This window comes from Ferruginibacter sp. (assembly GCF_031391665.1).
GTDB lineage: Bacteria > Bacteroidota > Bacteroidia > Chitinophagales > Chitinophagaceae > Ferruginibacter.
Genome location: NZ_JANMUN010000028.1, coordinates 1 through 13,035, shown reverse-complemented (window position 1 = coordinate 13,035; position 13,035 = coordinate 1). Strand labels below are relative to the sequence as shown.

The window sequence follows — 13,035 nt, the reverse complement described above, 5'->3', positions numbered from 1 at the left end:
TTCCCTTTCTTCTTTTCTTTTTTTGTTTTTACTGCCGGATAAAAAGTTTGATTGTTAGAAATATTATTATCGCCTAATAAAATTTGCACACACTCATTTAAGATAATATATTTATTGGCCTGAAAGAGCTGCATTTTATCTTGCGGCAAACGTAAATCGTAATTGCCATTATTGGTCATCATATAATCAAACTCGGGGTTAAAGCGGTTGAACTGCACAATATCCATAGCCAGGTTTTTAGCAATAACTATAGAATTGTATTTACCTGAAACAGCCTGTGTAGCAGTAGTTTCCAGCTCTTCTGGTGTAAGCTGGGGTTTAGTATCAAACGGATTTGCACCCGGCCCATTACTATTCATTTCATAATTGCCATTTTGATTGCTGACGGTTGTAACACCGCCACTGCCTTCCATAATATAATGTGTGGCAATAAAGCGCTTAACGTAAGTTCTGGACTCGGCAGGTAAATGATATTGAAGGTTCCAGAAATTACGACTGCCACTTTTTTTAATAGCACTGTACACTCTTCCCGGTCCGCCATTGTAAGCTGCCATCACCAAAAGCCAGTCGTGAAATTGTTTGTATAAAGAAAGTAAATACCTCGATGCTGCGTGGGTGCTTTTAAAATAATCCCTTCTCTCATCGTAATAACCATTCACCACTAAACCATAATCCCTGGCAGTGTAAGGCATAAACTGCCAGGGCCCGCCGGCACCTACATGGCTTGTTGCCGCAGTACTTAAATTAGATTCTATAACGGCAATGTATTTAAGTTCTCTTGGTAAACCATACTGGTTTAAAATATTTTCAATTAAATTAAAGTAGGGCTGGCCCCAACCTTTCATTTTTGTAAGATAACTGCCATGTGCTTTCATATAATCCTGTATAAAAACCGTAGCGCTGGGGTTTACCTGCGATGAATAGGAAAGCGTTGTATTGTAACTGTATTTAGAAAATAAATTTTTAAAACCATATTTAGTAACCTGGCTAAAGTATTGCACTTTATCTTTTGCAGGTGGCGCTTTTGTTTTTATAACTTCATCAATAATTTCTTCTTCTATTTTTTCTATTTTAACCGTTGTATCTGTTAAGGGCAATTGTTGCTGCTGTAAATTATTACTCAATACATTTCCAGCCTTTGCTTTGGGCAAAAGAAAAAATGCAGTGAACAATAATAGTAAAATATTTTTCATTAATTATTAAGATGCTGATATGTTTTATAATGTTGCATCAAATGCTCCGACAATTGCAGCAAAGTTAGTTCATCTGTTTTTGCCGTCATAATCTGCAGGCCAAAAGGCATTGTATTACTATGCTTAAATAACGGAACAGATATACCCGGCAACCCTGTTAAATTGGCAAAAACCGTATAGATATCTGCTAAATACATTGCAATAGGGTCATCAGTTTTTTCACCAAATGTAAATGCGGTGCCCGGGCTGGTGGGTAATATAACAGCATCATACTCAGCAAATATGGCCTTTGTTTTATCTGCTAACAGCCTGCGTACCTGCTGTGCTTTACTAAAATAAGCATCGTAATAACCGGCACTTAATACAAAAGTGCCCAGCATTATTCTGCGTTGCACTTCTTTGCCAAAACCTTTACTGCGGGTGCGCTTATAAAAGTCTGTTAAATCTTTTACATTATCCTTATTGCGGTAGCCAAACCTAACACCATCATACCTGTTGAGGTTACTGCTGGCTTCTGCAGTGGTTAAAACATAATAGGCAGGAACCACATAATCCAGTAAATCAAAATCCATTGCTGTAACCGTATGGCCTTCTGATTTTAATTTATCAATCAGCGCCAAAATATTTTCTTTTATTTCTTTATCGAGAGATGGATGATGTAAAGCTTCTTTAAAATAAGTAATCTTATATTTTTTATTCTCTTCTATAGATAAAAGCTTTGTAAAATTTTCTGTGCCTTCGTAAGCCCCTTTAGGGGTTTGGGGCATCAAAACGGTACTGTCAAACTCATCCACTCCACTCATTACCTCCAGCAATAGCGCAGCATCATAAACGCTGTTACTAAAAATACCTATTTGGTCAAAAGAAGAAGCATAGGCAATTAACCCATACCGTGATATACGGCCATAAGTGGGTTTAATACCTACAATGCCACAAAAATCTGCCGGTTGCCTTACAGAGCCTCCGGTATCGCTGCCCAAACTCACCATGCACAAACCTGCTTGTACTGCCACAGCACTTCCTCCTGATGAACCACCGGGAACTTTTGTTTCGTCTGCAGCATTTAATACATTGCCGTAAACCGAGTTTTCATTGGTACTGCCCATTGCAAATTCATCGCAATTGCAACTGCCAATAATAATAGCATCTTCATCCAGTAATCTTTGTACTGCCGTTGCTGTATAAACGCTGGTAAATCCTTCTAAAATTTTTGATGCTGCAGTAACCCTATATCCTTTATAACAAATAACATCTTTAATGGCAATTACAACACCGTGTAATTTTTTTATAGGCTCACCATTTTCTCTTTTAGCATCCAGTTCCATTGCTTTTTGCAAAGCTTCTGTTGCAAAAACTTCGGTAAAAGCATTAAGCTGTTTTTTTTCTTCAATTTTAGTAAGATAATAGTTTACAGTATCAACACAGGTAATGTTGCTGGCGGTAAGTTTTTTATGATACTCTTGTATGCTGCTTAATGCTGTCATTAAAGTAGAAAGCTTAGGTAGTAAATATACAATCGGCTGAAGCCGTTCCGGAATTAACCAGGAATTACTTCAGCCGAATATTGATTTGATAAATTTATTACTGTTGTGGTAATTGCTGCTTGGTTTCTTTTTCCTTCATGCCTTCTTCAATTTCACTCTTCACATTATTTTTAGCGTCGTTAAACTCACGCATTCCACGACCAATGCCTCTCATTAACTCAGGTATTTTTTTTCCACCAAACATTAATAATACAACTACAATAATTAATATTAATTCTCCGCCACCGGGCATGGAGAATAAGAAAATATTATTTAAAATTGAAACTAACATAATAAAGATTTAGATGACAAAGATAAATCAATTATTTACTTATTACAGCAAATAATGTAACATTATTAACCTGCGGTTAACAGCATTAGCAAAATAAAAAATATTAACGAATGTAATTTTTGCCGCACCTGGCTTTACCATTGGCAGCCTGCTCGGTAGTAATACCACGGGCACAGGAAACTAAAAAAGAAATTGAAATAATAGCTACAAAAAATAATACAATACTTCTCATGATAGAATGGGTTTACGGTTTAAAATAATAAATCAGTAAATTGTTCGGGGTAAAAGTTCTGTCAGAGGTATTGTAATTTGCGTTTTAAATTGCAATAATTATACCAAACAGGCTAATATCCATGAAAAACGCAAAAATTAGTTAAAATTTTTGCGTTGTATATAAATTTTTTAAGCTGCTTTATTTAGCAACAGCCATTCTTTTTTCTCTGATACGGGCACTTTTTCCGCTTCTCTCACGTAAATAGTACAATTTAGCACGGCTAACTTTACCCACTTTATTCAAAACAATACTTTCAATATTGGGAGAATATATTGGGAAAAGACGTTCAACACCCACACCATCACTCATTTTACGTACTGTAAAAGATGCAGTGGCACCTACACCCTGGCGCTTAATAACATCACCTTTAAAGCTTTGGATACGCTCTTTTGTACCTTCTACAATTTTATAATTAACAGTGATGTTATCACCTGCTTTAAATTTTGGGAGCGTTGGAACTGTTGTCAACTGCTCATGAACAAATGCTACTGCGTTCATAATACTTTATTTTTTTACGGACGGCAAAGGTAGGGGGAAAAGTTGAAAGTTGATGGTTGAAGGTCGAAAGTTTTTTAATTCGAGCATATTTTATTTATCAGCCAACAAAAAACCGGCACTAAGGCTGCCGGTTTTTTATATTATTATTTGAATGTAAGGCTGTTAACTTTCAACCTTCAATTTTCAACTTTGAACTACCTCGCCACATTTACACTTCTCTTTTCCCTTATCACTGTTACTTTTATTTGACCAGGAAAGGTCATTTCTGTTTGAATTTTTTGGGCTATCTCAAAACTTAATTTTTCGCTGTCGCCATCGCTCACTTTATCAGCTTCTACAATTACCCTAAGTTCCCTGCCAGCCTGAATAGCGTAAGCTTTTTCTACTCCGGTATAACCTAAAGCCATGTTTTCTAAATCCTTAATACGCTGAATGTACTGTTGCATTATCTCACGCCTTGCACCCGGCCTTGCACCGCTGATAGCATCACAAGCCTGAATTATGGGTGAAATAACATATTGCATTTCCATTTCATCATGGTGGGCACCAATGGCATTAACAACCGCCGGGTTTTCGCCATATTTTTCGGCCAGTTTTGCTCCTAATAAAGCATGGCTTAATTCAGTTTCTTCGTCGGGTACTTTACCAATATCATGCAATAAACCGGCACGTTTTGCCAATTTAGGGTTCATGCCCAGCTCTGCAGCCATAATAGCACAAAGATTAGCGGTTTCCCTGCTGTGCATTAATAAGTTTTGGCCGTAAGATGAGCGGAAACGCATTCTGCCCACCATTCTTATCAGTTCTTTATGCAGGCCATGCACACCCAGTTCCATTGCGGTGCGTTCGCCAATTTCCATCACCTGATCATCCAATTGTTTTTTGGTTTTTTCCACCACTTCCTCAATACGTGCCGGGTGAATACGTCCATCGGCAACCAGGCGTTGTAAAGATAAACGGGCAATCTCCCTGCGTAAAGGATCAAAAGAAGAAAGTACAATTGCTTCGGGAGTGTCATCTACAATTAAATCCACACCGGTGGCGGCTTCAATGGCACGGATATTTCTACCCTCACGACCAATGATAGAACCTTTTATCTCGTCACTTTCTAAATTAAAAACGGTAATGGCATTTTCAATTGCCGCTTCGGCAGCAGTACGCTGTATGGTTTGGATAACTATTTTACGGGCTTCTTTATTGGCCTTTAATTTAGCATCTTCAATAATTTCCTGCTGTATGGCAATGGCTTTTGTTTGGGCTTCCTGCTTAAGGCTTTCAATTAATTGTGCTTTGGCATCTTCGGCACTAAGGCCGGCCACTTTTTCCAGACGGCGTATATGTTCTTCCTGGTGTTTTTCCAGCTCCGTTCGTTTGGTGTTTACCACTTCAATCTGGCGGTTAAGCGTTTCTTTTATTGCTTCGTTGTCCTTAATCTGTTTTTCAAGATTCTGGTCTTTTTGGTTGATAGACTGTTCCTTTTGCTTAACCCTGCTTTCGCCTTCAATAATTTTTTGATTACGCTGTAAAACTTCTTTATCATGCTCGGCCTTAAGCTGCACAAATTTTTCTTTGGCTTCTAAAAGTTTTTCTTTTTTAAGATTTTCGGCCTGTAACTGGCCATCAGCAACAATTTTTTGAGCCTGTTGCTCAGCTTCGGCCACCTGGTTTTTAGTGTTTTTGGCAAATAAAATTTTACCCAGTACAGCGCCAATTATAAGTGCAGCTATACCAATTATGATGTAAATTATGGTAGGTTCCATTAAATGTTTTGGTTTTAAAACGGTTCACAATCTTATATATCCTCTCTTCATTCATATGTATAAATGAGGTAGTTAGTTAGCGAAGATATGAAATTTGTTGGGAGTTAAGAGCCTGTAATGCCGCTAATAAAGGTGTTTATTGATAAATAAAATGGAGAAAAGTGTATAGAAATAAATATTTATTTTGTAATATCATGTAAATATTTTTCTTTAAACTATTACTTCCAACCCAAAGAAAATGCGTTTTTTTAGCAGCATACAACAACAAATAGCTGAAATTGGTTATGATAACAACCTGCCCGAGTACATAAAAAAAAGGGTATTGGTTTTTAATCAGCTCAACTTTTTGGCATTTCTGTTATCGCTAATGCGATTTTTTTATATTGCTTTATTTACACCACGTTTTTTCAGTGTTTCTGCTTTATTAATAAATTTTGCTTTATGTGTTTTTTTTGTAAGCATGATGTGGGTGATGCATAAACAACTTTTTCGTACGGCAACAATAAGTTCATTTTTTTTAGTGCCACCGATGTTTGCTCTGGTAAGCTGGGCCACCAACGATAATGGCATGGATATTTTTGTTTTGCTTTATATGATGTTCAGTTTCTTTTTTTTAAACCAGTTGAAAAATATCATTATCGCTTTTTTATATTGTTTGATATTTTTTTTAGTGATACATTTTATATTTCAAAAAGGGTTTAATTACAGGTTAACTAATGCTGCCAATCTTTACCTTATTATTTTTAATTACTTAGTTGCTTTTCTAATGTTTTTTGCCACCATGTATCTTATTAAATACCAGGTATGGGTTTACGAAAAATCGGTAAAAGAAAAAACTAAAGTGCTTGCCGAAAGAAATATTGAGATTGAAGCAAAAAATGAAACCTTGAGTATGCAGGCCGTCCATCTTGAAACTACCACACAGGAGTTAACCGAACTTAACCAGGTTAAAACAAAATTATTTTCAGTAATATCTCACGACCTGCGAACCTCCATTTATGCACTTAAAAATATTTTTGAAGCCCTGAGGCTGGGCTATATTACTAAAGAAGAGCTGATAAATGAACTGCCCGAATTAAGTAATGAAATAGATAACTGTGCCGAGGTAATGGAAAACCTCCTTAACTGGGGAAGAGACCAGTTTAAAGAAAGCAGGATAGCAATAGAGCGGATTGATGTAAAGGAAATTGCAGCCACCACCTTTAAACATTTATTACTCAGGGCCAATAAAAAAAATATTGCGCTGATAAACGGTATTGCAACACCTGTGTACGTTTATGCAGATTCTCAAATGATAAAAATTGTTTTGCGTAACTTGGTTGCCAACGCTGTAAAATTTACACCACATGGAGGAACCATAGAAATTTTTACAGAGGAGAAAGGAGATTTTACTAATGTATATGTAAAAGACAATGGAATTGGTATGACTGAACAGGCTATTACTAAAGTTTTTAATAACGAATATTATACCACCCTTGGTACTAATAAAGAAACCGGCACCGGGCTGGGGTTAATTATTTGCAGGGATTTTGTAAAAACGATTAATGGAAATTTTGTGATTAACAGTGTAATAAAGGAGGGTACAACATTTATTATTTCGTTGCCAAAACATAATAATTCAGGTAAATCATTATAGTACTTTATCCAATTGCCCTTCTATTTTTAAAAGCGACTCGTTTACTTCATTTTCTAAAGCCGGGTTGCTGTTATTGGCAGATGCCTGGGTGGCATACCAAATAAGTACCATGGCAATATAATCCTGCATATCTTTTCCGGCAAACTGGGTTTTAAACTCAATAATTTTTTCATTGATGGTTTTTAGGGTACGGCGTACCGATTCCTCATCGCTGGATTCGGTTTTGATACGGTAGCTTCGGTCGCCTATTATAATATTTATTGGTATCAACTCTTGCATAATTAAAATTAATGTATTATTTTGTACCCCTTACCAAAGAAAGCACCCAATTTTCAATAACTAAAAAATTGACTGCGATACTGTTTTTTAAGTAAAATGGTAACTCTAATTTATACCCCCCTGAAGCAAGCTTATTTTTTTACCATTTAGATTTAAAAACGATTGAAGCATGTTTGCCAAAATTAAACAAGCCTTTTTTACCGACTCCTTAACTATTGAGTGGGATAAAATTACGGCCAACCCCTTAAAGTTTGTTTTAAAAAACGACAAGGGAGAAGTTTGCTCCACATTAGAAACTACGCAGCGCAACGACCAAAAGTATTTTAACTGGCGGGGTTTAAATGATTTGCCCTACGGCAGGTATTTTTTAGAGCTGAGTAATACCGAAGGTGACCAATTATTAAAACTAGTTAAAAGGGTATAATTTATTCGCTGAGCAGGCCGATACATTTGTCAATTTCTTTAATGTAATTGTTGATGTGTTTTTCAAAAGCTTTTTTATCCTGGGCAGCCATTTGCCCTGCGGAGGCTTTTAATATATCTGCCTGTTGCTGCAGCTCTGCTATGGTTTGGGTATTCTTTTCTTTTGTCTCCTGAAGCTCCTTAATTATTTTAGTTTGCCTTTCATTATCTTTTTGCAATTGCTGGTGCAGCTTCAATACTCTTTGAAGTTTATCGGTAATGCGTTTAATATTTGATTGAAGTGATGACATACCCCTATCCCCTAAAGGGGGACATTTAACAGTATTAAAATTTTAAATTCTTTTCTTTTATCAAAGTGCATAATCTATTAAATTAATCTTCTCCATTTCCCCCTTTAGGGGATTTGGGCTCTTATTTCCTTATCTCCGCATTCAATTCTTTTTCATACGCCCCAATTATTTTATTCATCATGGCATCAATTTCTGCATCGGTCATTGTTTTTTCTTCATCTAAAAAAGTAAAACTAACCGCCATCGATTTTTTATTGGCACCCAGCTTTTCACTTTCAAAAACATCGAACAAACTAACATTTTTTAGTTTGTTAACCTTTGTTGCAAAAGTTGTTTTTTCAATTTGCTGATACAAAATACTTTTATCAACTACAATTGCCAAATCTCTGTGCACCGCCGGAAATTTTGAAATTTCTTTAAAACTTATTGTATTCTTTTTATTTAGCCGCATTAATGTATCCCAATCAATATCGGCATAAAAAACAGGTTGTTTGCAATCGAATTTATCAGCTGTTTTTTTATTTACTTCACCCATTACAGCAGCGGGCTCGTTTTTTATTTTTACAGTAACGGCGTTGTTTAATTTTTCATTTTCTTCAATCAAAAATTGATTTATTGATACACCAATTAATACTGCAATTTTTTCTATAACACCCTTTATTAAATAAAAATCTGTTTTTTGTGTTTTGTTATTCCAGGCTGTTTCGGCTTTAGCACCTGTAACAAATAAACTCAAATGATTCTTTTCTGCATAACTGCCAATACTCTCGGTTGAATAAGTTTTACCAAATTCAAAAAAACGAAGGTTGCTGTTTTTGCGGTTTAAATTGTGGGTTATGGTTTCTAAGCCGGTTTCCAGCATTGATGGCCGCATTACATTCAACTCTTCACTTAAATTATTGATCATTTTTACAGTACCCTGCAATATTTGTTCCGTAAAATAAGCACTGTTGGTAATACTGTTGGTGAAAATTTCATTAAAGCCCAGTCCCACTAAATATGTTGCAACTTTTTCCTGGTAAATAGTTTCATGCGCCAGCGTTTCTACCGAAGGTGCAATAGTTATCATTTGCTGTATCTCTACATTATCCAGTCCATCAATACGCATTATTTCTTCTACGAGGTCTGCAGCAATAGTAATATCGGGTTTGCTGAAAGGCACTTTTACAAACAGTTCGTCCATGCCTTCTTTTATCATTTCGAAACCAAGGCTGGTTAAAATATTTTTAATAGTATCGCCATGGTAATTTTTGCCGCTTAATTTTTTTAAGTAATGATATTTTAATCCTACTTCGGTTTTTTGTTTAGGGTCGGGATATACATCAATAACATCGCTTGCAATTTCGCCACCGGCAATTTCTTTTATCATTATTGCCGCCCTTTTAAGCACATTTACGGTGTTGCTGATGTCCACGCCTTTTTCAAAACGTGCAGCTGCATCGGTACGTAGCCCATGGCGCAAAGATGTTTTGCGGATGGTAACCGGGTTAAACCAGGCACTTTCTAAAAAAATATTTTTTGTTGAAGCAATTACACCGCTGTGCAAGCCGCCAAACACGCCACCAATACACATGGGTGCAGTAGCATTACAAATCATTAAGTCTTCGGCAGCTAATTTTCTTTCCTTTTCATCAAGCGTTATAAAAGGTGTTAACTCCGGTACATTTTTTACAATTACTTTATTGCCGGTAATTTGGTTAGCATCAAAAGCATGCAGCGGCTGGCCGGTTTCGTGTAAAATAAAATTAGTAATATCAACAATATTGTTGATGGGGCGCAAGCCAATACTTTTTAATTTTTGCTGCAACCATTTTGGACTTTCGGCAATGGTAACACCGGCAATACTAACGCCGCTGTACCGCTGGCAGGCTATTGCATTTTCAATAACCACATCAATTTTTAAACTTTGATTATGTGCCTTAAAATTATTTTTAAAAGGCGATTTTACATGCGTATCTTTTTTATGATGATGCGATAAATAAGCACACACATCTTTTGCCACACCCAAATGGCTCATGGCATCCATGCGGTTGGGGGTTAAACCAATTTCAAAAATAATATCGTTGTAAGTATTAAAATATTCGGCAGCAGGAGTTCCCACTTTTGCATCGGCTGGTAACACCATAATACCGGCGTGGCTCTGGCCCAGGCCAATTTCATCTTCGGCGCAAATCATACCGTGGCTTTCGGCGCCACGAATTTTTGCTTTTTTCATGGTTAATGGCTCGCCGGTGGATGGATAAATGGTGCTGCCAATTGTTGCCACCACTACTTTTTGCCCCACCGCAACATTGGGTGCGCCGCAAACAATTTGTAAAGGATCGGGTGTGCCAATATTTACTGTAGTTAAAGATAATTTATCAGCGTCTGGATGCTTTTCACAAGTTATCACTTCGCCAATTACCAGGCCTTTTAATCCGCCTTTAACTTCTTCATAAGGCTCCATACTTTCTACTTCAAGCCCAATAGCAGTTAAAATCTTACTTAATTTTTCCGCATCAATTTTTTCGGGTAGATATTCACTCAGCCAGTTGTAACTTATCGTCATTTATCTTTTTATTTTTTAAGATTTGGGCAAAGATAGTTTTTTTGCCTCTATACTTTATTAGCAGCAACAGCGGCTGCAAATGAAATTTATTGGAAAAAATAGTAATAAACCATAGCCTTTTATTTAAGCAGAACATAAACTAATGATTAAGTTTGATTTTTACAAGTGGGTAAAAAAAAGTGGTGGTGAAGAAAAAATAAAATTGCAAAATATTGTTGTTGATATCTTACAATATATTACCACCGATGTTGATTTTTATATGTTAACATCCCTGTTTATAACCGGTTAATAAAGTACATTTGTATGTGAATTAGGTGTGGGGAATGAATGTAGAAATAGTAGAATTACTAAATGTTAATAAACTAAAAGGTTTTTGCATTTATCTTAGCCGCCCTAAAAAGAACAACCTTAACAAGCAAACTTAAAATGGAACTAACCAATTATAATAAAGATAAAAAACTACGCCGTAAATCGCCACCTGACCTAACTTCTATGATGTATGGTAAAGTGCCGCCGCAGGCTAAAGAACTGGAAGAAGCAGTACTTGGGGCAATTATGCTGGAAAAAAGTGCATTCGATACCGTAGTGGAAATATTAAAACCCGAATGTTTTTACGTAGATGCCCACCAGCGCATTTATAAAGCCATGCAGGGCCTGGCCATAAAAAGTTTACCCATAGATTTATTAACGGTGGTGGAAGAATTAAAATTCAGGGAAGAACTGGATATTGTTGGCGGGCCATATTTTGTTACTAAACTTACCAATGCGGTAGTATCCTCTGCCAATATTGATGCCCACAGCAGAATTGTTTTACAAAAATTTATTCAGCGGGAATTAATAAGAATAAGCGGCGAAATTATTGGTGATGCTTACGAAGACAGCACCGATGTATTTGACATGCTGGATGAAGCCGAAGGAAAATTGTTTGAAATTACCAACAGTCATTTGCGTAAAAACTTCGACAGCATTGATACCGTTTTGGTAAAAACTATTCAGCGTATTGAAGATATGCGGAACAGGCAGGAAGATATTACCGGCGTGCCAACCGGTTTTGCATCGTTAGATAAATTAACTTACGGATGGCAGCCTACAGATTTGATAGTACTTGCTGCAAGACCATCGGTGGGTAAAACTGCTTTTGCATTAAACCTTGCCCGTACTGCAGCATTACACCCAACTAAACCAACAGCCGTTGGGTTTTTTAGTCTGGAGATGAGCAGCAGCCAGCTGGTGCAGCGTATATTGAGCGCCGAGAGTGAGATATGGTTAGAGAAAATTGCCCGTGGTAAATTGGAAGAACATGAAATGAAACAGTTGTATAAAAGAGGTATTGAACGCCTGAGCAAAGCGCCGATATTTATTGATGATACTGCTGCACTAAATATTTTTGAACTGAGGGCAAAATGCCGGAGGTTAAAAAATAAACATAATGTGGGCTTGATAATAATTGACTATTTACAATTAATGAGCGGTGCCGGCGAAAACAGAAATGGAAACAGGGAGCAGGAGATCAGTAAAATATCGAGAGATTTAAAAGGGTTGGCTAAAGAGTTACAGGTGCCAATCATTGCACTCTCTCAGTTAAGCAGGGAAGTAGAAAAAAGAAAAGAAGGCAATAAAATTCCGCAATTAAGTGATTTAAGAGAATCGGGTGCTATTGAGCAGGATGCTGACATGGTAATGTTTTTGTACCGCCCCGAATATTATGATATTACCGCTAATGAATTTGGCGAAAGTAATAAAGGTGAGACATATGTAAAAATTGCCAAGCACCGTAACGGTAGTTTAGATACGGTTAAATTAAAAGCCTTACTGCATATTCAAAAATTTATTGAAGATGAAGGGGGTAGCGACTTTGGCGCTGGTAGTGCACCATCAGGAGGTGGCGGCAACTGGAAACCCGTTGCAGGTTTAGATGGTGGCGATGGTGCTAAACTGTATATTCAAAAAGGCAGCAAGATGAATGATGGAGAGTTTGATGACGAGGCGCCTTTTTAGTAATGGATAATTTTATAATGAATAATTAATAATGGGGAAATACAATTCTCCATTTTTAATTTCATTAAGTTTGGAGTATCGTATAACACAGTTAGCGGTTGAAAACCCTGACGGCGGTTGAAAAAATATACTGCTGCATTAAAAAATCTGAAATCAAAATATGGCACTTCCTTTTTTTTATAAAGAAGATATTGATTTAACAACGACAAATGTTGTGCTGGATGAAGATACCAGCAGACATATAGTGCAGGTATTGCGTATGCAAAATGGTGAACAGTTACAATTAACTAACGGCAAAGGAAATTTATTTACTGCAGAAAT

At 36.6% G+C, this 13,035-nt stretch carries 14 protein-coding genes; 5 read left to right on the top strand and 9 right to left on the bottom strand.

Annotation, left to right across the window (positions count from 1 at the left end):
- The 6 genes from ACY651_RS02685 to rny all read right to left on the bottom strand — a co-directional run.
- A partial coding sequence (locus tag ACY651_RS02685) for a lytic transglycosylase domain-containing protein (RefSeq protein WP_462249448.1) occupies window positions 1–1,193 on the bottom strand: 1,193 nt, incomplete at its 3' end.
- A complete protein-coding gene (gene gatA / locus ACY651_RS02680; protein WP_462249446.1) occupies window positions 1,193–2,677 on the bottom strand; it encodes an Asp-tRNA(Asn)/Glu-tRNA(Gln) amidotransferase subunit GatA in 1,485 nt (494 codons plus the stop codon). The genes ACY651_RS02685 and gatA, both read right to left, overlap by 1 nt.
- Before the next feature lie 97 nt (window positions 2,678–2,774).
- Window positions 2,775–3,008 (bottom strand): Sec-independent protein translocase subunit TatA/TatB, encoded by a 234-nt coding sequence (locus ACY651_RS02675; protein ID WP_462249444.1) that lies wholly within the window; start codon window positions 3,006–3,008, stop codon window positions 2,775–2,777.
- Window positions 3,009–3,111: 103 nt separating this feature from the next.
- Window positions 3,112–3,240: a hypothetical protein gene (locus ACY651_RS02670; protein WP_462219509.1), complete on the bottom strand. Its 129-nt coding sequence runs from the start codon at window positions 3,238–3,240 to the stop codon at window positions 3,112–3,114.
- 180 nt (window positions 3,241–3,420) lie between these two features.
- Window positions 3,421–3,780 (bottom strand): 50S ribosomal protein L19, encoded by a 360-nt coding sequence (gene rplS / locus ACY651_RS02665; protein WP_462219510.1) that lies wholly within the window; start codon window positions 3,778–3,780, stop codon window positions 3,421–3,423.
- A gap of 194 nt (window positions 3,781–3,974) precedes the next feature.
- Window positions 3,975–5,540: a ribonuclease Y gene (rny, locus tag ACY651_RS02660; protein WP_462249442.1), complete on the bottom strand. Its 1,566-nt coding sequence runs from the start codon at window positions 5,538–5,540 to the stop codon at window positions 3,975–3,977.
- Window positions 5,541–5,778: 238 nt separating this feature from the next.
- Here rny and ACY651_RS02655 point away from each other — a divergent pair, with 238 nt between their 5' ends.
- Window positions 5,779–7,176 (top strand): sensor histidine kinase, encoded by a 1,398-nt coding sequence (locus ACY651_RS02655; RefSeq protein WP_462249440.1) that lies wholly within the window; start codon window positions 5,779–5,781, stop codon window positions 7,174–7,176.
- Here the strand turns inward: ACY651_RS02655 and ACY651_RS02650 are convergent.
- Window positions 7,171–7,455, bottom strand: a complete 285-nt coding sequence (locus ACY651_RS02650) for a cell division protein ZapA (RefSeq protein WP_462249438.1) — start codon at window positions 7,453–7,455, stop codon at window positions 7,171–7,173. The two genes, ACY651_RS02655 and ACY651_RS02650, sit on opposite strands and share 6 nt — an antisense overlap.
- Window positions 7,456–7,624: 169 nt before the next feature.
- Here ACY651_RS02650 and ACY651_RS02645 point away from each other — a divergent pair, with 169 nt between their 5' ends.
- On the top strand, window positions 7,625–7,879 hold the full coding sequence (locus ACY651_RS02645) for a hypothetical protein (protein WP_462249436.1): 255 nt from the start codon (window positions 7,625–7,627) through the stop codon (window positions 7,877–7,879).
- 1 nt (window position 7,880) lies between these two features.
- On the opposite strand, the gene ACY651_RS02640 is transcribed toward ACY651_RS02645, so the two are convergent.
- Window positions 7,881–8,168 carry a hypothetical protein gene (locus ACY651_RS02640; protein WP_462249434.1) on the bottom strand — a complete coding sequence of 96 codons (288 nt, stop codon included), beginning with the start codon at window positions 8,166–8,168 and terminating at the stop codon, window positions 7,881–7,883.
- 121 nt (window positions 8,169–8,289) lie between these two features.
- A complete protein-coding gene (pheT, locus tag ACY651_RS02635) occupies window positions 8,290–10,716 on the bottom strand; it encodes a phenylalanine--tRNA ligase subunit beta (protein WP_462249432.1) in 2,427 nt (808 codons plus the stop codon).
- A 142-nt stretch (window positions 10,717–10,858) separates the two neighbouring features.
- Here pheT and ACY651_RS02630 point away from each other — a divergent pair, with 142 nt between their 5' ends.
- The 3 genes from ACY651_RS02630 to ACY651_RS02620 all read left to right on the top strand — a co-directional run.
- Window positions 10,859–11,005, top strand: a complete 147-nt coding sequence (locus ACY651_RS02630; protein ID WP_462249430.1) for a hypothetical protein — start codon at window positions 10,859–10,861, stop codon at window positions 11,003–11,005.
- A 137-nt stretch (window positions 11,006–11,142) separates the two neighbouring features.
- Complete coding sequence (dnaB, locus tag ACY651_RS02625) at window positions 11,143–12,714, top strand: replicative DNA helicase (protein WP_462249428.1); 1,572 nt, start codon at window positions 11,143–11,145, stop codon at window positions 12,712–12,714.
- 160 nt (window positions 12,715–12,874) lie between these two features.
- On the top strand, window positions 12,875–13,035 hold a 161-nt coding region (locus tag ACY651_RS02620; protein ID WP_462249450.1), incomplete at its 3' end, for an RNA methyltransferase PUA domain-containing protein.